The following is a 22610-nucleotide window of genomic DNA, read 5'->3' as shown; positions in this document are numbered from 1 at the left end:
CCAGGGTCAGCGGGCGCGCAGCCGGGCGGCGAGCCGGCCGGCGAGCCGGCCGGCGATGCGGGTGGCGTCCCTGCCGACTCCCCGAAGGGAGTTCGAGGAGAGGCTGCGCTGCCACTCCAGTCCGACGTAGGCGAGGCCGGAGTGGGTGGTCGATACGCCCTCCCGGTGCTGCGGGTGGCCGTCGGCGTCGAGGGTGCCGAGCGGGCGCAGGTAGTCGAGGTCGGGGCGGTAGCCGGTGGCGAGGACGATGGTGTCGACCTCCTCGGTGCTGCCGTCGGTCCACGTCACCTTCGTGCCTTCGATCCCGCTGAACACGGGGCGCACGTCAGGGGCGCCGGCCGTGACGGCGGCGCGGTAGCGGCCGTCGTCGATCACCAACTGTGTCGGCGGCGTGCGCAGGAAACGGCCCACGGGCAGAACGTCGATACCTGTCACCCTCAGCCACCAGTGGAGATCCCGGCCCAGTACGTGCTGCCTGGTAAAGCGCGCAGGATGGCGCGCCGCGAGGGTGACCCGGGCGTGCGCCGCCAGCTCGGCGGCGATCTGCACCGCGCTGTTTCCGGCCCCGACGACCACCACTCTCCCCCAGCCTCCGGCCGGGGGGACCCCCAGCCCGGCGAAGGACCGGGGTGCTCGGTATTCGGCGGCGTGCAGTATGGCCCCCGCGTACTGCTCCAGTCCTGGAAGAGCAGGGAGATAGGGGCGACCGAAGGTCCCGGACGCCGCCACGACGCTCCGGGCCGAGAGCTGGCAGCCCTCCTCCAGGGTGAGGGTGAAGCCCTCGTCCGCAGTGGCCACCTCCCGCACGCGCACTCCGGTGCGGATGTCGGCGTCCAGGCGGTCGGCGTAACGCAGCAGGTAGGCGATGACCTCGTCCCGGTGCGGGTAGCGGTCCGGATCGCCGCCGAACGGCAGGCCGGGGAGCGAGCTGCGGCCGGCCGGGGAGAACAGGGTGAGGCTGTCGTAGTACCGCGGCCACGACCCGGACGTCTGTGCCGACGCCTCCAGGATCACCGGCTTCAGTCCCTGTCGGCGCAGTGCGTGTGCGGTGGCCAGGCCGGACTGGCCGCCCCCGATCACTGCGACGTCTACGTGCTCCATAGCTCGCCCTCCCGGTTTCGATGAATGTCTATCTTGACGTTCATCGAAGCAGGTGCCATGCTGGCGGCGCAAGCCATTGACATGCATCGAAGCAAGGAGCCGAAAATGGCCGCCGCCTGGATCCGTAGCGTCTTCACTCGCTCTGCCGCCCGGCATCTGGTCGGCGTCCACTTCTGCGACAGCTGCGCACAGGTGTGTGACAGCGCCTGCCGGGCCCGGGTCCAGCGCCGGAGTGAACAGCTTTCGTCGGCACCGCACGCCCCTCTCCGCTGAGCCGTCCACCGCTCCGACTCCGCCCATCCGAGCAACGAATCGAAGGAAGCATCGCCATGGAGAAGCAGAACCTGCCCGTCGTGGTCGTCGGAGCCGGCCCGGTCGGCCTGGCCGCCGCCGCACACCTCGTAGAACGCGGCATCGAGCCGCTGGTGCTGGAGGCCGGCCCGTCGGCCGCGACGGCGGTACGGGAGTGGGCGCACGTCCGCTTGTTCTCACCCTGGGCCGAGGTCACCGACCCGGCCGCCGAGAAGCTGCTGGCCCCGACCGGCTGGACGCGCCCCGGTGGGAAGACGTACCCGACCGGCGGTGACTGGGCCGAGCGCTACCTCCAGCCGCTCGCCGACACCCTCGGCGACAAGGTTCGCTATGGAGCGAGGGTCACCGGCGTGGCCCGCGCCGGCCGTGACCGGATCGTCGACTCGGGCCGCGAGGAGCAGCCCTTCACCGTGCACATCGAGACGGCGGACGGTGCCGAGGAGCGGATCACCGCCCGAGCCGTCATCGACGCCTCCGGCACCTGGTCCGTGCCGAGCCCGATGGGCGCCAACGGCCTCCCCGCCCTCGGCGAGAAGTCCGCCTCGGACCACATCGCCTATCGCGTCCCCGAATTGAAGGACCCGGCCGTACGGGCCCGCTACGCCGGTAAGCGCACAGCGGTCGTCGGCTCCGGCGCCTCCGCCTTCACCGCCCTCGCCCTCCTCGCCGACCTGGCCGGGGAGGAGGCGGACACACATGCGGTGTGGATCCTGCGCCGGGGCATCGGCGACGCCACGTACGGCGGCGGCGAGGCCGACCAGCTCCCGGCGCGCGGCGCCCTCGGCCTGCGTGCCAAGGCGGCGGTGGAGGCGGGGCATGCCAGTGCCGTCACCGGATTCCGCACGGAAGGCGTCGAGCGGGACGGTGACCGGCTGGTCCTCGTCGCCGAGGACGGCCGCCGCCTGGACGCGGTCGACGAGGTCATCGTCCTGACCGGCTTCCGCCCCGACCTCTCCTTCCTCTCCGAACTCCGCCTCGGTCTCGACGAGCGGCTCCAGGCCCCGACCGCGCTCGCCCCGCTGATCGACCCGAACGCCCACTCCTGCGGCACGGTCTACCCGCACGGCGTGAAGGAGTTGTCCCACCCGGAACAGGGCGTGTACCTGGTCGGCATGAAGTCCTACGGCCGCGCCCCCACGTTCCTCGCCATGACCGGCTACGAGCAGGTCCGCTCGATCACCGCCGCCCTGGCCGGCGACCACGAGGCGGCCGAGCGCGTCGAGCTGACCCTGCCGGAGACCGGCGTCTGCGGCGGCGCCGGCCTGTTCGACGAGCCCGACGCCGCGCAGAGCGACGAGGGCGGCGGCTGCTGCGCGGCCCCGGCCACCCTCCAGATCGGCACCGGCGCCGCGGCCGCATCCGGCGGCTGCTGAAACAGCATCCCAGCCCAGGAGGTTCACCATGTCCCGCGTGCAACTCGCCCTACGGGTCCCGGATCTCTCCGCTTCCATCGCCTTCTACACGAAGCTGTTCGGAGTCGAACCCGCCAAGCTCCGCGACGGCTACGCCAACTTCGCCATCGTCGAACCCCCGCTCAAGCTCGTTCTGATCGAAGGCGAGCCGGACACGGCGACACGTATGGATCACCTCGGGGTCGAGGCCGACAGCACGGAAGCCGTCCACGCGGCCGCCGCCCGGTTGAGCGAAGCGGGACTGGCCACGGTCGAGGAGAACGACACGGCCTGCTGCTACGCCCTGCAGGACAAGGTCTGGGTCCACGGCCCGGGCCAGGAGCCATGGGAGGTCTACGTGGTGAAGGCCGACGCCGACACCCTGACCAAGCAGAGCGCCGGCGCTGCCGATGCTGACGCCGGTGCCAAGGAACCGGCCGACGCTGCCGGATGCTGCTGACCCGCCGATGGCCAACCTTCACACCAGCGAGGCCGTGACCGGAACGGGGGACCGGTCGCGGCCTCGCGCCGCCCTGCCCGCCCTGTGCGTCACCCAGATCACCAGCTGGGGAATCGTCTACTACGCATTCCCCGTCCTGAACCCGAGGATCACCGCCGACACCGGTTGGTCGACGACCGCCACCACCGGCGCCTTCTCCGCCGCCCTGATCGTGTCGGCGCTCGCGGGCATACCCGTCGGCCGCGTCCTCGACCGCCGTGGCCCGCGTACGGTCATGACCGTGGGCTCGGTCCTCGGTGTCACCGCCGTCCTCGCCCTCGCCCACGCGCCCAACCTGGCTGCTTTCACGGCTGCCTGGCTGCTGGCGGGTCTGGCCATGGCCGCGACCTTCTACCAGCCCGCCTTTGCCGCCGTCACCCGCTGGTGGGGCGAGGACCGAGTCCGAGCGCTCACCGTGGTCACGCTTGCCGGTGGTCTGGCCTCGACGGTCTTCGCACCTCTCACGGCCGCGCTCGCCGAGCACCTCAGCTGGCGAAACACCTATGCACTCCTCGCTCTGATCCTCGCGGTCGTCACCGTCCCCGCCCACGCCCTGGCGCTACGAGCCCCATGGCCGCCCTTGCCCACCCACGCCACACAACAGGCGGGCGAAAGCGGCACGGTCGCCCGCAGCCGCCCGTTCCTGATGCTGGCAGCCGCGCTGACCTTGAACGGCTTCGCGCTGTACGCCGTCGTCATCGCGCTCGTCCCGCTGCTGACCGAGCGAGGGATGAGTCCCACCGCGGCCGCGTGGGCACTCGGCCTGGGCGGCGCAGGCCAGACGCTCGGTCGTACTCTCTACTCCGCCCTGGTGCGCCGCACCTCGGTCACCACACGCACGGTGGCCCTCATCGTGGCAGGCGGCGCAACCACCGCGTCCCTTGCGATAACTCCGGGGCCCTACGCGGTCCTCGTCCTTCTGTCCGTCACCGCGGGCATGGTCAGAGGAAACCTCACCCTGCTCCAGGCCACCGCCATCACCGAACGCTGGGGGGCCACCCACTATGGCACGCTGTCCGGGCTCCTCGCCGCACCGGTCACGACCGCCGGCGCCGTCGCCCCCTTCGTCGGCGCCGCCCTCGCCGCAGCCCTCGGCGGGTACCCGGCCCTCTTCTGGGTCCTCGCGGGAGTGTCCCTGGGCGCCAGCGTGTTGGCGGTGGTCTCCGACAGACGTTGAGTGGCGGCGAGGGCGACCGAGACTAGTGCGACGGGTGGGCGAGCGAGGCCGCAGCGGGGTCAGGTCCGGAGCCGGGCTTGAACGGAAACGAGTCCGTGGCTACTTCGAGGCATCCTCGATGGCCTCGAAGATGTCGGCGTCGGTCTCCTTCTGCCAGTCGGGCAGGTCCGGCCAGTCGGCGACGTAGCCGGGCTTCGGGTTCTCGAAATGCTTGTACATCTGCGCGGTCCAGCAGGTGGCGACGAAGCGGCTCTTCTGCTCGCGGGTGAGGCGGGAGGCGTGGCGGTCGCTGAGGCCGAGGAACTGGCGCACCTGGTCGTGGACGGCGCCGGCGGCCTGGCGCTCCCACTCGGGCGTCTCTTCCCAGGGGGTGACGTAGCCGGGCTTGGGCTCGCCGGGGAAGTGTTTGCGCACTCCGGTGATCCAAGCCTCGCGGAACAGTCGGGCGCCCTCGGACTGCGACATGCCTTCCCCTCTCGTTACGTCGTGCACAGTGCGTCGATCTCGGCGCCCAGCTCCGCCACACGAGCGTCGCGGGTGAGCGGGCCGAGGTCGGTTCGTAGCCCTTGAAGTTTATGGGCGACGTAACCGGAGGATGACGTGCGGGCGAGTCGCAACGCCTCCCCGCCGTAGGCGAGTACTTGGTCGGGGTCGTGACGCCGGGCGCCGATGGCTGCGAGGTCGGTCAGGACCGCACCGCGTCGGCGGAAGGACTGGCCGGAAGCGAGGATGTCCTGGCCGAGTGCGGTACTGAGTGCCTTCTCGGCGAGGTCGAGGTGTCCGAGCTGGAGGTAGCGCGCTCCGCGCTCCTCTGCGAGTCGGGAGCCGTCGAAACGCAGCCAGCCGCCGTTGTGGGCCGCCCCGCTCAGGCCGGTCACCTTCTCCGCTTTGTCCAGGGCGCGTTCGCAGGCGGCGAGGTCGCCGAGGCCGGCGTACGCCTCGGCCTGGACGGCAGCGACCCAGTAACGGGTGGACAGGGAACCGTCCCCGCGCCGTGCCACCTTCTCGGCGGCCGACAGCGTGCCGACCGCGTCGGCGTAGCGGCGTTCGTACAGATCGACGTAGGCGTGGCGGACGAGGGCACACGCCCACAGGTCGTAGGACTTCGCCTCCCGGCTGGCAGAGGCGGCGAGCGTGTAGGAGGCGGCGGCGTCGGTGTAGCGGTTGCCGTCGAAGGCCAGTTCTCCGGCGAGCTGGAAGAGGTCACCGGCCGCGCCGCACAAAGCCTGTGCTTCGGCCTCGGGCCGCCCGTCGAGGGTCTCGTTCAGGGCGGTGAGCTGGTCGCGGACGACCGGGTAGACGGAACGCTTGGCGCGGGCGAGTTGGTAGACCTGCCACAGGTGTCCGTTCATGCGCAGGAAGTCGTCGGACATCCCGCGCAGCGCGCCCTCCGCGAGGGCTGCGCCCCCGTCGGGGGATAGGGCCACCAGGGCACTGGTGACGGTGATGGCGCGCAGGAACTGGCGTCGGATCATGTCGTCGAGGTCCCCTGAGCCGTGGTGGTCGCGAGGCGGCGGCCCTGCCGACTCCGGTCGGGCTGCTCGTGGCTGTCCCACCAAGGCGTCGAGTTCGTCAAGGTCGAGGTGGAGCAACTCGGCCAGCCGTGGTCTCAGCGGCGGCTGCGGGGTGGTGGTGCGGCCTTCCCAGCGGCCGACGGTTCGTCGGTCCACGCCAAGGGCGTGCGCGAGCTCTTCCTGACTGTAGCCCAGCGTCCTGCGCCTCTCCGCAAGCCCCATGCCGCCCCCTTTCCACGCATCAACCCGCGTCTAACCCGACGGCACCGGGCTGTCCCAGAAGTGTCCCAGGACTGCCCCGTGGATGCCGTGGTCCGCGCCAACGCGAGCCGCTTTTCTGGACGTTGTCAGGCACGACAACGGTGGAGACCGGAGAAGGGGTGCGGATATGGCAGCAGGAAGCGTCACGTCGTCCGAGGCGGCTGGAGTGTCGATCGTCCTGGAGGCGGTCGACGAGGCCGTGGACACTGCGCTGGCCATTCGCCTGATGATGCCCGAACGCCCGGTGATCGACGCGACGACCCGTGACCTGGTCAGCCACCTGAGAGTGCTGATGGCCGAGGAACTCGGCTTTGACGAGGACCCGGCCGTCCAGGCGTTGTTCCGAGAGGGCTACCGGGTCCTCGACCTGACGCGCCGGCCGACGGAGCAGTCCCCCCACTTCATCGCCTACCAGTACATGCGCGACGTCGGCGCGCTGACCAGACGCTTCGCCGACGTCTACCGCGCGACCCGGAAGAAGGACCAGGACGATGGCTGACCAACCCCCAAACGAGCTGCCAGTGCGCTCGCCTGGCGCCACTCTGCCCGACCAGGAACGAGCACGACGCGTCTTCATCGGCCGCCCCGGCCTCGCGCCGACCGTGGGGCAACAGCGTGGCAAGGGCCAGGACGCGCAGTGAAAGGCCAGGTCACGGCCCAGGTCATGTACATCGCGTGCGTCCTGGCGCTCGGGGGATCGATCGTGGTGGCGGTGTCCCGGGGATGGTGAGCCGGCGACGCAGCAGGCGAGGTCGCCCCTATGGCTGGCGGCAGTGGCTGCTGTCGGCCCTGATCATCGTCTCCACTATCCCGGTCGCCTGGGCTCTGTGGCACTTCGCCCCCGACTGAGAGACCACCGGTCCGCTCCCGACCTACCGACTCCCGCTCTGGCCGAGCGAGCCCTCATGAAGACCCGGTCCCCACCGGGGAAGGGCTCAGCCGCTCTCCCCCTCGGCCAGAGCGGGCCCCCCACCCAACGCGCTCCCGTCCAGTTCGCCGTGAACGCCGGCGGCAGGGACGGGTCCGGGCTCCGCAGCTCGCGGGGCCCGTCCACCCACTCCGCAGGAGGAAGGAACAGCCATGATCATCGACGAACTCTTCACGGGCGACCTGGTCACCGGCGTCCCCAGCATGGACGCGGCGCTGCTCGACAAGATGCCCGGCGGCGGCGACAACAACGGCGACCACTGCAGCTGATCGGCCAGGCAACGCGGCGGAGCAGGGCCTGGCGTCCTGCTCCGCCGCTCCGTAGAGGAGGGGAGTGGAGTGCTCTCGTTTCGAGTGCGGCTGGCAGACACCCGGGACGCCGGCTGGCGGTGGGACACAGACCGCTGGGTCAAGGGGGAGAGCTGGATCCGGCCCGCTCACGCAACCGTCCTGGTCGCGGACCTCATACCGGGCGACGGATCGAGCGTCTGTGCGCTGGTGCGGGAAAACAGAGACGGTGAAGCCGACTACACGTCGCTGCTCGTCCGGCCCGACGAGATCCAGGTCTCGGCGGGAGTGCTGGGGACCGTCCCGCTGTACCTCACAGCAGTAGGCGACGAGATCTTCGGGTCGTGGGACATCGTCGACCTCCGGCCTCACCTGCGACCTGACCGGCTCAATCCACGAGCGGTCGCCCGCACCTTGAGCCGCCAACACCGCTACAGCACCGACACCCTCTTCGACGGCGTGTACCGACTCACCGAACGCGCCACCGCGGTCTTCACACCGGCAGGGCTCTCCATCGTCTACCCCGAGCCCGCCCAGCACGTCCTGGAACCCCGCAGCCTCCGTAGCGGAGTGGACCCCGTGACCACATTCGACGCACTGCTCACCGAGGCCGCGGCCGAGTGGCGATCGACGGCAAGCCGTGTCGGTGTCGAGGTGTCCGGCGGAGCGGACTCGGCCAACGTGGCACTGTCCGCCGTCGCGGCCGGTTTCGGCTCCGTGCACACCTTCGGGCTGCTCATGGACGGCCGGATCGGTCAGCTCCAGCGAGACCGCCGCCGCGCCCTGGTGGACCTCTTGGGCCTGTGGGACACCGCTGTGCCAGCGATGCAGCACCCGCCCTTCGTGCCTGGCGGAGTACGGGATCGCAGGCGCCCACACGACCCGGCGGGCGCCTTCTACCAGGAGGCGTTCGATGTCGTGCGCGGGCACGTGGCCGCACACGGCTGCGAGCTGGTCTTCACCGGATGTGGTGGGGACGAGGTCAACGCCCACCACTCGCGTACGGAATCCGGACTTCCGCCGAGCGAGCCGGTGCCGTGGCTCGGCGACAAGGCCACCGCGGCGCTGGCCCAGGTGAACGAGAACCTCGCTCCCATCCCGGTCCTGCCTGTGCCCACGCTCATGGCGTTCGGCCTGCACAACCCGGCGTACGTGAGACTCGGTATCTGGCCGGTGGCACCCCTCGTCCACCCCCGGATGATCCGCTTCATGGAGCAGCTGCCGCACGAGTACAAACGCGACAAGAGGATGTTCCGCGACCGGCTTCGGCGGGCGGGTCTGCCCGAGTCCGTCGCGGCTCCCACCGAGCCGGAGAACTTCCTCGCGGTCATGGAGTCGGGACTGCGCACCTACGGGCTCCCTCTCCTGGACGAGATGCTGACCGATTCCCTGCTGATCGATCTCGGCTACGTTGATGCCGACGCCCTCAGCCGGGCCCGTGACCACTCCGAGCGGACTCCCGCGGTGCCCGACCTGCTGTGCGACACACTCGCCCTGGAAGCCGGACTGCGGAGCCTCGCATGAGCGGCCTGGACATCGCCGAACCCAGCCACCTGGCAGCCTCCAACCTCTTCTACCGAGACCCCGCCCTGTACGACAGAGTGCAGTCCGACAGCACCAGCGCGAGCACCTGCCGGGCGCTCGTCGACCGGCACCGCCCGGACGCCCGCACTCTGCTGGACCTGGGCTGCGGAACCGGCAGAGACCTGGAGCTGCTGGCCCATTACTTCGACTGCATCGGCGTCGAGGTCCAGCCCGGCCTGGTCGACTACGCCCGCCGCACGCGGCCCGGCCTCGACATCCGCCTCGGCGACATGCGCACCATCCGCCTCGACCACACCGCTGACGTGCTGACCTGCCTGGGAAACTCCCTCTCCTACGTGCACGACAACCAGGACATCCAGGCGGTCTTCCGGACCTTCGCAGCGCATGCCCGTCCTGGGACGCTCCTCGTACTTTGCTGCTCCGTAGCCCCGATCGAGCGTGATGAGCCGCAGGAAACAGAGGTCGAGACCGGATCGGGCACGGCCCAAGTGACCATCACCTACGAGTGGGACCTGCGGGCCCAGATGAACACCATGCGCCGGCACTGGGTGTTCGGCTCAGGTGAGGAAACACGGGACGTGATCTGTCGACGTGTCCTCGGACCGCGTGAGCTGGAGCTGTACGCGGCCCTCGCCGGCTTCGACGTCCTCCAGATCACCGACGGGATCGGAGCAGGCACCTTGCACGGGCCTACCGCGTACACCGTGACCCGGTACAGGTGATCAGGACGCGGTCGTCAGCGCCCACGGCGGGGATCGTTCCCTGTCGGGCCGGGCGCCGACTGCGTGGTGGGCGCCGAGTGCGAGGTGTGCCGGTTGGCTCGGAGGGACGTGGCGTTGCGGTCGTCGGGTAGTGCGGGCAGGTGAGCGTTGCGGCGCAGACGCCAGACGAGGACGTCGCTCATGGATCCGGCGGAGCGTAGTTCGCGCCGTGCCGTGGCTTCGGTCAGCAGGGCGGCCGGGTCATGGCCGGCCCTCCGGGCGTCGTCCAGTGTGGCGGCCAGGGCAGGCCAGCCGGACTCGGCTTGGATCTGGTGGGCCAGCGCCGGCAGCACTTGGTGGAGCAGGTTCGCCTGCTGTTGCCGAACACGTGGAGTCAGTCGCCGGCCTCGCTGGCTCAGTGCGGTCATGGGCTGGACTGCGGCGGCCTGATAGGCGGCGCGGAGGTGCTCGGCGGCTTGCCGGGCGGCGGCGGCCTGCTGGCTGTGGTGCTTCCTGGCGTGCCACTTCGCTGCGGCGGTCACGACGAAGAAGGCCATGTCGATAAGCATGGCCGTGGAGGCGCCGTCTTCGCCCCGGCCCAGGACCGGCCCGCTGTGCACGAGATCACGGGCGGCTTGTCGCAGGGCCCGGTCGTGCCCGCGTACTGCCTTCACGTGGGAGCGGCTCGCGCGCTCGAACGCGGAGGCCGCATCGCGCAGTTCAGCCCGGGTGTGGGCGGCGGAGGTCTTGGCCAGCGCGTCCAGGACCTCTCCGGTCGCGGCGATCTGGGCCGCTACAGTGCCGTCGTCGCCGTGGTCGATCACAAGCAGGGCCTGCCACGTGGCAGCCGCGGCCCGCCGCCGCGCGAACGCGGGGCCTGTCACGGGCGGCAGTGCAGACTGATCCGGCCATGAGCCGTCGACGGCGGTGGGCGTCTCCGAGGGCCGGCCCCAGCGTTCACGGACACGGGGCAGGGACAGGTCGGGCGCCAGCTTGGATCCTGAGTAGAAGACCGGCTCGCCGTCCTTGTTCCGGTCATCAGGGAGGGCGACCTTGTACCCGAGGAGATCGCCGGAGGGCGCGAGACGCTTGCGGATCAGCAGACCGGCGGCGGCCAGGCGGTCGAAGAACTCGTCCGTCGAGGCAGCACCGGCCACTGCCCGGCGCACGGACTCACGGAGTTCCTCCCGCGCGGTGCGCTCCCGGCCTTCCCGCTGGGCCTTGTGCCGTTCGGCGCTGGTCGGACGACGGGCCGCGGTGCCATCGCCGGTGGCGAGGCGGCGCAACCCGTAGTCGATCTCGATCACGCGGGCTTCGGCTTGGGAACGCCTGCCGTCCTGGCGGATACGGGCTTGGCGGCCGTCCTCTCGTATGACGGTGGCGATGATGTGGATGTGGTCGTCGGCGTGCCGAATCGCTGCCCAGCGGCAGGCGGCGTCGTCACCGTCGGGAGCGATGCCGGTGGCGGCGACCATTCGGCGCGCTATCTCGCCCCACTGCTCGTCCGACAGGACCGGGTCCTCAGGAGCGGCGCGTACCTACAGATGCCACACGTGCTCGGCGGGCCGTCGGCTCTTCGGCAGGGCGTTGACCGGCTGGTCGAGTAGCCGCTGGAGATCGCCGTACGTGGCCTCGGGGTCGCGCCCGGGATCAGGGGCGAGGCTGTCCCAGGCGGCCACCAGGTGCGGGTCTGTGTGTTCTTCGTGCGTGCCGGGCCCATACAGGTAGTGGAGCAGGCCGATGGTGCGCGTGCCTCTTGCGTGGACGCGGGGGATCACCCGGCCGTCCCGTTGTCCAAGTGGTGCTGGGTGAAGGCGTCGACGCGCTTGGCGATGCGCTGGACGGCGGTGAGGACCGCTTCTGCCTGCGGTGCGTCGGCGCCGGAGTTCAGCGCCTTGGCCACCTGGTTGAGGTTGTTGCCGAATTGCCCGAGATGGCGCCGCAGCGCGAACAGCTCCTGCAGCATCTCTCGCTCGCCCGCTATGTCCGCGGTGGTGCGAGCGAGGTCACGGGCGGCGTCGAGAGCGGCGCGGGCGAGGAAGCCGGCGACGCTCATGTGACACGTGGCGGCTGCTCGGGCGAGCAGTTGGTACTCGGCATCGTTCATGCGGCAGCTGGGCTGGTGCAGGCGCTTGTTCTCGTCGCGCAGGCGTTCGCGCTGCTGTAGGCGGGGCTGCGACGGAGAGCTGCGCGCGCAGTCGATGCTGTGGTTCGCGTGTGGCTCTTCCCCACCGGTTTGCGATCCGTCCTCGGTCGCATCCGGATGGATCGGCGCCTCCAGGAGCCGATCCATTCCCGCCGCTCTCGGGGCGGGAGACGCAAGAGCATTGCTCCCCTCGGGAGCAATGCTCTTGCACCAACTTGCTCCGCCAGGGGCTGAGATGGTTGCCTCCTGACGCACGTCGCCGGGAGTGTGCTGATGTGGTGGGTGCATGGGTGCTTTCTGGATGGGTGTTCTACGGCGAGAGCCCGTAGTGGCGGCCGTACGCGGCTGGCACCGGGCAGGCTCGTTACGGGACCGTGTGGGGCGGTGGGCTCCAGGTTGGAGCGGTCCGCGGGGACCGGTCCTCTCTCCCACTGTGCATCACGCTCGGGGACCGCGTGCCGGGTTCTGCGGGTCTTCGGTCCTCGGCAGGACAGGGACCCGGCGGGGCTCGGTCCCCCCTCACGATTGACTTTCATCTGCGGTGCAGGACCGTTGCTTCTGCTCACCTGAGGGCTGTGACCTGCTGCTTTTCCCTGGAACCGTTCCGGTATCCGACGGGACCGTCGGGGACCGGTCCCCGAGACGTACGGGACCGGCCCTCGGTGTCTGGTGAGGACCGGTCCCCACCTCGGGTGGTCATGGTCCCGGGACCGGGATGCTCGGTCCCCGCATGTGCCGTCCGGTCCCCGGCCATTGAGGACCGGTCCCCGACACCCTCGCTCGGTCCTCGACGCGGCACGAGGCCGGTCCTCCTGGTGAAAGGACACGCGCTCGCGGACTGCCCTTCCGGCGTCCGGTCCCCGTCGATCGTCAGGAGGAGCGGTGACGTCGTCTGTCAGGGCCCTTGAGGATGACGCGGTCGGTCATCTCCGCGAGGCGGGAGGCGACGCGGTCACCGAGGGTGGTGCGCAGCTCGGCGGTGGGGAGGTTGGTGGTGATGAGGGTGGGGAGCAGGTGCTCGTACCGGTGGTTGATGAGCCGGTAGGTCAGCTCCTCGGTCCACTCGCTGGTCTTGGCCGCTCCGAGGTCGTCCAGAAGCAGTAGTGGGCTGCGGGCCAGGGTCCGCAGGTCGCGCTCGGCGTCGTGGCCGGCACGGGGACGCAGGCGGGCGTACAGGTCGGCGGTGGTGACGGCTTCCCAGCGCAGGCGGACCCCGCGGGTGAGGAGTGCCCGGACGGCGCCGTACGCCTGATGCGTCTTGCCCGTGCCGGTGGGGCCGGCGATCAGCAGGGAGGGACCCTCGGCGATGCCGGGCCCACTGGGGCCGGGGCGTCCGGCATGGGCGATGTGGTCGGCCCAGGCGATGATCTGAGGGTGGTCGGCGAGGGCGCGGCGGTAACGGGCCGGGATGCGGGCGTCGGCCAGCTCCAGGGCGGTGACGGGCTCGGCGGGCGGCTCCGCGGCTACGGCGCCGGGGTCGATGCCACGGCCCGCCAGTATGCCGTTCAGACGGTCGGCGAGCGGGCCGACGTGCTGGGGTTCGCGGGTGAGGGTGGAGGTCAGAGCTGTTCTCCGTAGGCGGCTTCGACGTCGGCGGGGTTTGTCCACGCCCTGTGGATGACGGGCTGGGCGAGGGCGGCGTTCATGGCCTCGTGCACCAGGCTCGGCAGGATGCTGGGGTGCTTGCCCTTGGTCCTGTGGAGGACGAGCCCTGCCCTGATGTGGTCGGGAGCGATGCCTTCGGCGAGCAGCTTGCGCACCTCTCGGCCGAGATGACCCAGGACGTCCTGGGGCGGGCGGTGGGCGCATGCCGCGCTGTATTCGGCGATGAGCTGCTTGGCCGAGACGGTGTTGGCCGCGGGGGCGCTTGCGCCCCCCGAAGGGGTAGATCCTAGATCCATGATCCTAGGTCCTAGATCCGGACCGTGAGGTGTCACCGCGGCCTCAAGCACGAGCCCATGAGGTTCACGTGAGGGCGCACTGAATGCCTCCTGACCTGTGGGTTTGCTGGTTTTTTCCATTTGGGCCGAGGGACCGTGCGGGTTCCATGCCCCTTCACTGCCACCTCCGTGAGGGTTCGGCGCATGGTCCGCGACGTCTCCGTGCGTTACGGACGGCGCGGGTGCCACCGCCTCGACAGCCTCGGTGTCGCGCGGGGCACCGTCTGGATCATTGTGGCGAGGGCAGGCCGGGATGCGGCTCTTGCTGGCCCGGTTGATTTTCTGGTGCTTGTGCCACGTGACGATGTGCAGGTAGCGCTTGTCGTCCGGGCCCTTGTACCGGCAGACCAGGCCGGCGTCGGCGAGCTGGGCGAGATCCTTTTCGACCTCGGCGGGAGTGTGCTCCGGGCGCAGAACCCACAGCTGACCGGCGATGATCGCCGCGTGGTCGCGATAGCGGCCCTGGTCGTCGGCCTGGGTGAGCAGACCGAAGAAGGTGCGCTCGGCGGTCAGGGTGACGACGGCGAGGGATTCGGATACGAAGGCTTCGGGCTTGATGGTGCGGATCCGTGCCAAGAGCGGAGTGTTCCTCACTCGGTGGCCGATGGGCGGGCACCCATGGCTCACCGTCGGTCGTGACGGCAAAGGCGGGGGAGTTGGCCGGCCGTTGACGCGAGGCTGACTGAGAGCCGGTCGCGCTTCTCCGGGGGTGTCGTCAACATAGCCACACCCGAGCGGCACAAGTCCAGCCCTGACCTGTCGAATCTCTGTCGGCAGAAAGGTCGTAGGGAATCGGGGCGGCGAGGGCGGTGTGAAAACGGTAGGTCACGATCGGCGGTTGACCAAATAGTTGTTCTGAGCGACAAGCCAGAAGGATCACATCGGCAAGGCGTTGACGTCCGGTGAGTGACGAAGCTACAACACAACATCCCACGTCAGAGACGCTGTCGAGCACTGCTCGGGCCGCTGTCACGGGGAACGTATCGACGAAATGGCCACCCGCCCGCCAATCGCAGGGCGGCGCAACATAGCCGACGATCGCCGGTTAACCAAACCGGCGAACGCAGCCGAGAATTGGAGTCATGGCAGCACGTTCACTGGAAATCGGCCCGGCCGGGATAAGGGCCGCCCGTACGATCGAAATTCTCCGCACCGAGCGCGGCCTCTCCCAGCGAGAGCTGGCCGCTCGCGTCACCGCCCTCGGCCGGCCAATGTCCAACACGATGCTGTCCCGCATCGAACGCGCACAGCGCCGCTGCGACATCGACGACCTGCTCGCCCTCGCGCAGGCACTTCGCGTCCCGGCCCGTGCCCTGCTCCAGGACTCCGCGACTTGTTGAAGCCACTCCTGGCCCGCCGTGCCCGCTCCAGTTCCCGACCTCGGTAAGGAAGCCTCACCGTTGCACCGACACGCAATAGCCCCGGCTCGTTGCCCACAGCAGCACAGCCGAAAGGGGGCGGTCGCCCATGACTGATCGCCTTCTGACGGTGGCCGAAGCCGCCGAACAGCTCGGTACCGGCGAACGGTTCATTCGCCGCCTGATCGCCGAGCGCCGCATTCGCTACGTCAAGCTCGGCCGTCCCGTGCGCGTCCCCGAGAGCGCCGTCACCGAGTACATCGAGGCACGCACGGTCGAACCGACCCGGCGCACCCGCACCCGGTACGGGAGGGCCGCCTGATGCCGACACGCAGGCCCCAGCGTCGTCGGGAGTTCGGCACCGTTCGCAAGCTCCCGTCCGGTCGATGGCAGGCCCGCTATCTGGGCCCGGACGGGCAGCGCCACAAGGCCCCCGAGACCTTCGATACGAAGACCGACGCGCAGGACTGGCTGAACCTGGTCCGTGCCGACATCGAACGTGACCACTGGCGCGACCCGGACGCCGGCGCAATCAACTTCGAGAGGTACGCCCTCCGCTGGGTGGAGGAGCGCGGTCTGGCGCCGACCACGGTCGACCGCTACGACGGCCTGCTACGCCTGCATCTCCTGCCGGCCTTCGGCGGCAAGGACCTGGACGAGATCACACCGCCTTCCGTCCGCACCTGGCGAGCCGAGCGGCTCAAGGCAACGGGTGCCACGACGGTCGCCAAGTCGTACCGGCTGCTGAAGGCCATCCTGCAGACCGCGGTCGACGACGACCTCCTGCGGACCAACCCGTGCCGGATCAAGGGCGCCGGTCGGGAGGAAGCCGACGAGCGGCCGACCGCCACCGTGGAGCAGGTCTTCGACCTCGCCGACGCCTTGGGTCCGCGCTGGCGCCTGATGGTCCTGCTCGGCGCTTTCGCCTCGCTCCGCCCCGAGGAACTGGCCGAACTGCGCCGCCGCAGTGTCGATCTCGACGAATGCTCCCTGCGGATCACGCATGCGTCACCGGAGCTGACCAACGGCAGGAGGGTCACCGGCGATCCCAAGTCCCGAGCGGGCAGGCGCACCGTGTACCTGCCCGACTTCCTCCTGCCCGAGCTGCGACGCCACGTGCAGTGGTTCGCCGAGAAGGAGCCGGACGGGCTCCTCTTCGTCGGGGAGAAGGGAGCCCCGTTCCGCCGCTCGACGTTCGGACGGAAATGGCGCAAGGCCAGGACGAGGGTGGGGCTGCCCGACAACTTCCGTTTCTACGACCTCCGGCACACCGGAAACACCCTTGCCGCCGACACCGGCGCCAAGCTGAAGGACCTCATGGTGCGCGCCGGCCAGTCCTCGGAGCGGGCCCAGCTGATCTACCAGCACTCGGCGGCCAAGCATCAGCGGAGGCTGGCCCGAGGTATCGATGCTGAGGTGAGGGAGAGGCTCGGCGAAGCACCGCCAGGCGTACGGAGAAGTGCCTGCGAGGCACGATTGTCGCCTGCCCCCGCCCCGGGACCGACTTTCAGATGGACCCCGGCCGAGGAGGGCAGGCGATCCGCCTCTTCGCGTCTGCCCGCGCTTTCGACCTGGTCAATGACCATCAGCGTGTTACGGGGCTTTGTGCCGCTTTCGGCCCTGCCGGTCCGTACTTCCTGTAGCGTCCTGAGGCGCATAGCTGGGATGCTGGGGCCTGAGGATTCTGCGACGACTGGAGGGAGTGGACCATGGCGTACTCGACTCGCATGGCTGCGGCTCTCTCCGGAGCCACCACTGGACAACTGCGCTCGTGGCGGCAGGACCGAGGTAATGGGCCGATTCTCTGCCCTGAGCTGGCGGCCAAGCCTGCTCTGTACTCCTTCCGGGACGTCCTGGCGCTACGCGCGTTCGCCATCCTCCGGCAGGACGTGTCGCTGCAGAAGATCCGCAAGGCTCTGGCCACACTGAAGCGGTTCGGTGAGTTCGAGCACCTGTCCAGCTACTCCCTGGTTGCCGAGGGCGACTCCATCGTCCTTGTGGGCGACAGCGAGGACGATCACGCAACTGATCTTGTCAAGCATCCTGGGCAGCGGGTCATCGCGACCATGGACGATATCCTCCAGGAGTTCGCGCCCCGCGCCGGCGTTGTCGTCCCACATCTTCTGCGGCCCAAGCAACACGTCAGTGTGGACCCGGACACGCAAGGGGGGCAGCCGGTCATCACCGGCACTCGCGTCCCGTTCGACGCCGTCGCGGAGCTGGTGGAGGACGGCGTCCCTCTTGACGAGATCGCCGCCTATTACCCCGGCGTGACAGTGGAGGCCGCCCGCGATGCGGTTTCCTTCGCACTGTATGTGGACAGCTACAGCCCGGGACCGCGCGCTGCCTGATGCGAATACTCATCGACGAGAACGTCCCGGTACAGATGCTGGAGATGCTCCGGCGGCTGCTGCCCGGGCACGATGTGCGCCACGTCAGTGAGATCAAGTGGGCGGGGAAGAAGGATCTCGCGCTCCTCCCCGATGCTGCGAAGAGAGGCTTCGAAGTCTTTCTCACCAAGGATGGGCGTCAGCTGGAGGATCCGTCGGAGACGTCCGCGATCAAGAAGTCCGGCATGCACCACATCCGGTTCAGCCACGGCCACAAGGGCATGGCCGGCCTGGGGCTGGCCATGGGCGCTGTGATCGCCGCGATGCCTCTGATCGTCCGTGAGCTCGATACGGCGCACGGCCAGCAGCTCGTCCACATCAAAGGCTTGAACCCGGGCAGTAAGCAGCGGTTCGACCTGGTCGACCCTGCCAAGGAGCCGCCTCGTTACTGGCCGCGCTAGTCACGTCGCCGATCCTGCGTAGACGCGCCGGGCTATCTACCACTGCCTGCCTCGCTGCGGTCGTGGAAGGCAGCTGAGTCCTTCTGCCCGGAGCGCCCCAGGGAAGGTGGTTGCGGCGCCTGTGGACGCGGCTTCTCTGGCTCGCTGCAAACTCCCCGATTGCGAGAGCGACTTCGCCCCCACTCACTCGCCGAGTGGTGCAGGTCACATAGAATGCGTCTCGCTATTTGAGAAGGTTCGGTGCTGCTGCCTTCGAAGTGGAGCTCCGGGTCGCCTGGATGGACCCGCTATTGCGGGTTAGGGCGCGCGGAGGGCACGGCACTCCCGAATTGGACTAGACAACAAACAACCCCCAAGCCAATGGCCTGGGGGTTTCGCATGGAGCGGGTGACGAGAATCGAACTCGCGCTCTCAGCTTGGGAAGCTGATGTTCTACCATTAAACTACACCCGCGCAAGACGCCGACCGTGGTCCGTCGGTGCCTGGACGCTCGCTCACTCTACCCCATGCCCGGCCCCCGGTGTTCGCGCCGTGGGGCCGGTGGCCGTCTCGGGGGCGGGGACGCGACTGCGAGGGCTCGGAGTTGGGGCGTACGGTGGGGGACCCGGAGAGGGTGTGCGTGGGGGCGGAGTGCCGCCTGGAGTGTCGTCTCTTTCATCCCGTACTGTGGCTTTTGTCGTCAGGGTAGTAAGTCAGACGCGGCTCTTGGGGAAGGGACTTGAAGGACTTGATGGAGCGCACCGTCGTCCGCTGTGCCGATGGGCACGTGTTCACCGCCAGCTCGTTCCCGATGCAGCAGGCCGAGCGGCTCGGCCCCGGTCGGCTCGTCCGATGTCCGCGGTGTGCGCGGCTGCGGAGTGCCGTGCCGGTGAGCCTGCAGAAGCGGTAACGGGCGGCAACGGCCTGCCTTTCGGCAGGGAGACCCAGTAGGACCGGGCGCGCGGCGCGGCGGCGGTTGTCGCTGCTCCGCGCGCCTTGCGTATCCTCGGTGCGTGCTTCTCTCAGACAAGGACATCCGGGCCGAGATCGACGCCGGACGGGTCCGCATCGAGCCCTTCGACGACTCCATGGTGCAGCCGTCGAGCATCGACGTGCGCCTCGACCGCTATTTCCGGGTGTTCGAGAACCACCGGTACCCGCACATCGACCCCTCCGTCGAACAGGTGGATCTCACCCGTCTCGTGGAGCCGGAGGGCGACGAGCCGTTCATCCTGCATCCCGGGGAGTTCGTGCTGGCCAGCACGTACGAGGTCGTCTCGCTGCCCGACGATCTCGCCTCGCGGCTGGAGGGGAAGAGCTCGCTCGGGCGGCTCGGCCTCGTCACGCACTCCACCGCCGGGTTCATCGACCCGGGCTTCTCCGGGCATGTGACGCTGGAGCTGAGCAATCTCGCGACCCTGCCCATCAAGCTGTGGCCGGGAATGAAGATCGGGCAGCTGTGCATGTTCCGGCTCACCTCGCCGGCCGAGCACCCGTACGGGAGCGAGCGCTACGGGTCCCGTTACCAGGGGCAGCGGGGGCCGACCGCCTCCCGGTCCTTCCTCAACTTCCACCGGACCCAGGTATGAGCAGGACGCGCGGATGAGTGATGTTCGGGAGAGCCTGACCTACGAGCAGTTCGGCGTCGCCGTGCGCGAACTCGCCCGGGCCGTCGCCGACGACGGGTACGAGCCGGACATAGTGCTTTCCATCGCCCGCGGTGGTGTCTTCGTGGCGGGTGGGCTGGCCTACGCGCTCGACTGCAAGAACATCCATCTCGTGAACGTGGAGTTCTACACCGGGGTCGGGACCACGCTCGACATGCCCGTCATGCTCGCACCCGTCCCGAACGTCATCGACTTCTCCGACAAGAAGGTCCTCATCACCGACGACGTCGCCGACACCGGCAAGACGCTCAAGCTGGTGCGGGACTTCTGCCTCGACACGGTCGCCGAGGTCCGCTGCGCGGTGATCTACGAGAAGTCGCACTCGCTGGTCCAGTGCGAGTACGTGTGGAAGCGGACCGATGAGTGGATCGACTTCCCGTGGTCCGCGCAGCCGCCGGTCGTGCGGCGGGACGGGCAGGTGCTGGACGCCTGACGGCCGCGGAGGCGCCGGAGGAACGGGCCCCCGGCGGACCGGCAGCGTCCGGTACCGGTACGCGTCGGCAGCCCTTCCTCACGCGGACGACTAGAACGTGCCCAGCTTCACGATGGACAGCAGGGCGATCAGCTGGATCGCGGAGGCGCCGAGCGCCTTGGGCCAGGGCAGGTCGTGGGAGCGGCCGACCATCAGGGTCAGCAGGGCGCCGGCCGCGATCCAGGTGGCCCAGCCGAGGATCTGGACGAAGGGCGCGTCGCCGCCGGCGAACATCGCGACGACCAGGCGTGGGGCGTCCGTGAGGGACATGATCAGCATGGAGAGGCCGACCGTGGGCTGCCAGGCGCCGTCGCCGCCGAGCTGGCGGGCCAGGGTGTGGGTGACCACGCCCAGGACGAAGGCGCTCAGCACCAGCGCGACCGCCGTGGTCAGGACGATCGGGATCGCGTTCGAGAGGGTGGCGTTGATCGCCTCCTCGCGGGCGCCGTCGAAGCCGAAGACCGCGAGCAGGCCGTAGAGGAACGTCACGATGAGGGCAGGGGTCCACATCGCGTAGTCCCGCATCTGGAGGAAGGTCTGGTTGGGCGCGAGGACGACGCCCTTCAGCAGGTCCTTCCAGCGCAGGCGGGGGCCGACCGGGCCGGGCGCGGGGGCGGAGCCGGCGCGGTAGGTGTCGCCCTGGTTGTAGGGGTCGTCGACCGTGAACGCCTGGGTGTGGCCGGGGTTGTCGGCCGCGTACGGGTCGTACGGGGCCTGGCGGGGCTGGCCGCCGTGCGGGCCCCCGCCCTGGCCGTAGCCGCCGTCGCCGAAGTACTCCGGCTCACCATGCCCGCCGTTGTGCCCGCCACCGTGCCCGCCGCCGTGTGCCTGCGGCCACGGGGAGCCGCCGGGACCGGGGCCGGGGGCGCCACCCCCGTACGGCGGTTGCGGGTACGGCTGCCGAGGCGCGGCGGGACCGCCGTACGACGGTCCCTGGGGCGCCTGCTGTCCGTACGGGGGGCGTTGCGGTCGCGCGTTTGGAGCGCCGTTGTCCCGGCCGCGTCCGATCCTGAATCCAGCCACGCCTTCGAACGTACCTGGTCCCGGAGAGTGACGTGCGGGCACCGGCCCTTCGGGGCATCCTTTGCTGCCGAGCTGTGACATCCCCTACGGGTCGTCCCCGAGTGCACCCCGAGTGCACCCCGAGGGCTTCCCGGCGTCGGTCCCGCCCGCTCCGCGCGTCGCCCGCCGGTGCCCCCTACGGGGTCAGGAACTGCGACGTCGAGAACGTGACCGCGGGCTCCGCCGTCACCAGGGCCTTCTTCGCGCCCCGGTACACCGCGACGGTGTCCTCCGTGTCCCCCCGGTACGTCCGCACCACCAGGTCCGCCAGGCCGTCGCCGTCGAAGTCGCCCGCCGTCAGCACCCGTGCCGTGCCCGTCGCCGCGGGCCGCACCGTGACCGCGCCCCGTGTCGTGGGGCCCGCCCCGCGGCCCGGCAGGACGCGTACTCCGGAGCCGCTGGAGACCAGTTCGTCCAGGCCGTCGCCGTCGAAGTCGGCGGCGTCGAGCATCGAGCCGGGGGTGTCGAGGGTGCCCCGTGCGGCGCCGGGGAGGTCGTAGCGCAGCGCGGTGCCGTCCAGGGCGCCCACGGCCGCGTCCAGTGCCTCGCCCCTGCCGAAGGCGCCGAGGGCGACGTCGGCACCGGTGGGCAGGGCGGCCCCGGTGCGGGTCGGGCCGTCCGGGCCGCCCAGGACGACGCTCGCCCCGCCGGGGCCGGCCGAGGCGCGGACGACCAGGTCGTCGTACCCGTCGCGGTTCACGTCGGCGGCGGGGCCGGTCGGCGCCTCGCCGGGGGAGGGGACGGGCGCCCCGGCCCCGCGCGGGGCGCCCTCGCGGGTGAAGGGGCCGCGCAGATAGCTGAGGCGGCCGGCCGAGGCGTGGACGACCAGGTCCTCGGCGCCGTCGCCGTCGAAGTCGCCGCACACCGGACGTTCGGGCCAGTCGTCGCCGTGGCGGGCCCGGTCGGGGACGGTCAGCGGGACCGCGCGGCCGGCCGGTCCCGACGGGGAGCCGAAGAGGAGCTGGAGGGGGACAGGCGGGCGGCCCTCGCCGTCGTAGGGCGGGTCGGTGGTGACCACCAGGTCGGTGAAGCCGTCGCCGTCGAGGTCGCAGCTCGCCTCGGCCTCGAAGACGGCCGGCGACCGCCCGCCGACCGGGGCCGCGTGTTCCTCGGGCGTGAGCAACTGCCGGGTGCCGGGGGCCGGTCCGCGGGACGAGCCGTACACGATGCCGATGCCGGCGTCGTCCGTGTGGCTCCGCGCCTTGACCAGGTCGTCCAGGACGAGGTCGCGGTGGCCGTCGCCGTTGAAGTCGTCGGGGACCTCGCTGCCCCGGCCGCGCGGCACCGGGAGCGGGGCGGGGGTGCCGGCGGCGCGGACCGGGGCGGCGTCCTCGGTGGCGGGCGCCCCATTGTGGCCGCAGGCGGCGAGCAGCAGCAGGCAGCCGGCGGCGGCTGTGCCGGTCAGGGTGTGTCTTCGCGGGCGCACCGCTCACCTCGTCCGTATCCGTACCGACCCGTATCACCGTCGACGACCGGGCA

General features: G+C 70.2%; 21 protein-coding genes, 1 tRNA gene and 2 pseudogenes. 14 read left to right on the top strand and 10 right to left on the bottom strand.

What is annotated here, in order from left to right; genetic code table 11:
• Nucleotides 1-6 precede the first annotated feature (6 nt).
• Nucleotides 7-1101: a flavin-containing monooxygenase gene (locus ACGFYH_RS15430; RefSeq protein ID WP_393803627.1), complete on the bottom strand. Its 1095-nt coding sequence runs from the start codon at nt 1099-1101 to the stop codon at nt 7-9.
• 329 nt (nt 1102-1430) lie between these two features.
• Between ACGFYH_RS15430 and ACGFYH_RS15425 the strand changes: the two genes are divergently transcribed.
• The 3 genes from ACGFYH_RS15425 to ACGFYH_RS15415 are packed head-to-tail and all read left to right on the top strand — an operon-like array spanning nt 1431 to nt 4480.
• Nucleotides 1431-2786 carry an NAD(P)-binding domain-containing protein gene (locus tag ACGFYH_RS15425; RefSeq protein ID WP_393803626.1) on the top strand — a complete coding sequence of 452 codons (1356 nt, stop codon included), beginning with the start codon at nt 1431-1433 and terminating at the stop codon, nt 2784-2786.
• 28 nt (nt 2787-2814) lie between these two features.
• On the top strand, nt 2815-3264 hold the full coding sequence (locus ACGFYH_RS15420) for an ArsI/CadI family heavy metal resistance metalloenzyme (protein ID WP_393803625.1): 450 nt from the start codon (nt 2815-2817) through the stop codon (nt 3262-3264).
• Between the two features lie 7 nt (nt 3265-3271).
• Nucleotides 3272-4480 carry an MFS transporter gene (locus tag ACGFYH_RS15415; protein ID WP_393803624.1) on the top strand — a complete coding sequence of 403 codons (1209 nt, stop codon included), beginning with the start codon at nt 3272-3274 and terminating at the stop codon, nt 4478-4480.
• A gap of 99 nt (nt 4481-4579) precedes the next feature.
• On the opposite strand, the gene ACGFYH_RS15410 is transcribed toward ACGFYH_RS15415, so the two are convergent.
• Both ACGFYH_RS15410 and ACGFYH_RS15405 read right to left on the bottom strand, forming a co-directional pair.
• On the bottom strand, nt 4580-4945 hold the full coding sequence (locus tag ACGFYH_RS15410; RefSeq protein WP_393803623.1) for a hypothetical protein: 366 nt from the start codon (nt 4943-4945) through the stop codon (nt 4580-4582).
• Between the two features lie 14 nt (nt 4946-4959).
• Complete coding sequence (locus ACGFYH_RS15405) at nt 4960-6216, bottom strand: helix-turn-helix transcriptional regulator (protein ID WP_393803622.1); 1257 nt, start codon at nt 6214-6216, stop codon at nt 4960-4962.
• A 166-nt stretch (nt 6217-6382) separates the two neighbouring features.
• Between ACGFYH_RS15405 and ACGFYH_RS15400 the strand changes: the two genes are divergently transcribed.
• The 4 genes from ACGFYH_RS15400 to ACGFYH_RS15385 all read left to right on the top strand — a co-directional run bounded on the left by ACGFYH_RS15400 (nt 6383) and on the right by ACGFYH_RS15385 (nt 9737).
• Complete coding sequence (locus ACGFYH_RS15400) at nt 6383-6754, top strand: hypothetical protein (protein ID WP_393803621.1); 372 nt, start codon at nt 6383-6385, stop codon at nt 6752-6754.
• 224 nt (nt 6755-6978) lie between these two features.
• Complete coding sequence (locus tag ACGFYH_RS15395; protein WP_393803620.1) at nt 6979-7104, top strand: hypothetical protein; 126 nt, start codon at nt 6979-6981, stop codon at nt 7102-7104.
• A gap of 417 nt (nt 7105-7521) precedes the next feature.
• The gene (locus ACGFYH_RS15390; RefSeq protein ID WP_393803619.1) at nt 7522-8994 is read left to right on the top strand and encodes an asparagine synthase; all 1473 of its coding nucleotides are present in this window, start codon (nt 7522-7524) and stop codon (nt 8992-8994) included.
• On the top strand, nt 8991-9737 hold the full coding sequence (locus ACGFYH_RS15385) for a class I SAM-dependent methyltransferase (RefSeq protein WP_393803618.1): 747 nt from the start codon (nt 8991-8993) through the stop codon (nt 9735-9737). Before ACGFYH_RS15390 ends, ACGFYH_RS15385 begins: the two co-directional genes overlap by 4 nt.
• 14 nt (nt 9738-9751) lie before the next feature.
• Here ACGFYH_RS15385 and ACGFYH_RS15380 read toward each other — a convergent pair.
• From ACGFYH_RS15380 to ACGFYH_RS15365, 4 genes and pseudogenes are all read right to left on the bottom strand, one after another.
• Nucleotides 9752-11494, bottom strand: a pseudogene (locus ACGFYH_RS15380) (relaxase/mobilization nuclease domain-containing protein).
• Nucleotides 11491-11844, bottom strand: coding sequence for a plasmid mobilization protein (locus tag ACGFYH_RS15375; protein ID WP_393803747.1), 354 nt, complete (start codon nt 11842-11844; stop codon nt 11491-11493). Before ACGFYH_RS15375 ends, ACGFYH_RS15380 begins: the two are co-directional and overlap by 4 nt.
• An 888-nt stretch (nt 11845-12732) precedes the next feature.
• Nucleotides 12733-13425, bottom strand: coding sequence for an ATP-binding protein (locus tag ACGFYH_RS15370; RefSeq protein WP_382805562.1), 693 nt, complete (start codon nt 13423-13425; stop codon nt 12733-12735).
• Nucleotides 13422-14378: a hypothetical protein gene (locus ACGFYH_RS15365; RefSeq protein ID WP_393803617.1), complete on the bottom strand. Its 957-nt coding sequence runs from the start codon at nt 14376-14378 to the stop codon at nt 13422-13424. The genes ACGFYH_RS15370 and ACGFYH_RS15365 overlap by 4 nt, the downstream gene beginning before the upstream one ends.
• A gap of 506 nt (nt 14379-14884) precedes the next feature.
• Between ACGFYH_RS15365 and ACGFYH_RS15360 the strand changes: the two genes are divergently transcribed.
• The 5 genes and pseudogenes from ACGFYH_RS15360 (at nt 14885) to ACGFYH_RS15340 (ending at nt 17951) form a co-directional block, all read left to right on the top strand.
• Entirely contained in the window at nt 14885-15142 is a 258-nt protein-coding gene (locus tag ACGFYH_RS15360) for a helix-turn-helix transcriptional regulator (RefSeq protein ID WP_333750434.1), read from the top strand.
• Between the two features lie 127 nt (nt 15143-15269).
• Nucleotides 15270-15482, top strand: coding sequence for an excisionase family DNA-binding protein (locus ACGFYH_RS15355; protein ID WP_030214964.1), 213 nt, complete (start codon nt 15270-15272; stop codon nt 15480-15482).
• Nucleotides 15482-16633 (top strand): annotated as a pseudogene (locus ACGFYH_RS15350) (tyrosine-type recombinase/integrase); the annotation flags it as partial. The gene ACGFYH_RS15355 and the pseudogene ACGFYH_RS15350, both read left to right, overlap by 1 nt.
• Nucleotides 16634-17049: 416 nt before the next feature.
• Nucleotides 17050-17511, top strand: coding sequence for a DUF433 domain-containing protein (locus tag ACGFYH_RS15345; protein ID WP_393803616.1), 462 nt, complete (start codon nt 17050-17052; stop codon nt 17509-17511).
• Nucleotides 17511-17951: a DUF5615 family PIN-like protein gene (locus ACGFYH_RS15340; RefSeq protein ID WP_393803615.1), complete on the top strand. Its 441-nt coding sequence runs from the start codon at nt 17511-17513 to the stop codon at nt 17949-17951. The genes ACGFYH_RS15345 and ACGFYH_RS15340 overlap by 1 nt, the downstream gene beginning before the upstream one ends.
• Before the next feature lie 379 nt (nt 17952-18330).
• Here ACGFYH_RS15340 and ACGFYH_RS15335 read toward each other — a convergent pair.
• Nucleotides 18331-18404 (bottom strand) — tRNA-Gly (locus tag ACGFYH_RS15335).
• A gap of 539 nt (nt 18405-18943) precedes the next feature.
• Here ACGFYH_RS15335 and dcd point away from each other — a divergent pair.
• Both dcd and ACGFYH_RS15325 read left to right on the top strand, forming a co-directional pair.
• Nucleotides 18944-19519, top strand: coding sequence for a dCTP deaminase (gene dcd, locus ACGFYH_RS15330; protein ID WP_393803614.1), 576 nt, complete (start codon nt 18944-18946; stop codon nt 19517-19519).
• Nucleotides 19520-19532: 13 nt separating this feature from the next.
• Nucleotides 19533-20030 carry a phosphoribosyltransferase gene (locus ACGFYH_RS15325; RefSeq protein WP_393803613.1) on the top strand — a complete coding sequence of 166 codons (498 nt, stop codon included), beginning with the start codon at nt 19533-19535 and terminating at the stop codon, nt 20028-20030.
• Nucleotides 20031-20120: 90 nt separating this feature from the next.
• Here the strand turns inward: ACGFYH_RS15325 and ACGFYH_RS15320 are convergent, their stop codons facing one another.
• Together ACGFYH_RS15320 and ACGFYH_RS15315 are read right to left on the bottom strand one after the other, a co-directional pair.
• Complete coding sequence (locus ACGFYH_RS15320; protein WP_393803612.1) at nt 20121-21173, bottom strand: Yip1 family protein; 1053 nt, start codon at nt 21171-21173, stop codon at nt 20121-20123.
• Nucleotides 21174-21267: 94 nt separating this feature from the next.
• Nucleotides 21268-22557 (bottom strand): FG-GAP repeat domain-containing protein, encoded by a 1290-nt coding sequence (locus ACGFYH_RS15315; RefSeq protein ID WP_393803611.1) that lies wholly within the window; start codon nt 22555-22557, stop codon nt 21268-21270.
• Between the last annotated feature and the right edge of the window lie 53 nt (nt 22558-22610).

Source organism: Streptomyces sp. NPDC048392 (assembly GCF_043200575.1).
In the GTDB taxonomy this organism is placed as follows: domain Bacteria; phylum Actinomycetota; class Actinomycetes; order Streptomycetales; family Streptomycetaceae; genus Streptomyces.
This window is presented reverse-complemented; position numbering and strand designations above follow the sequence as displayed.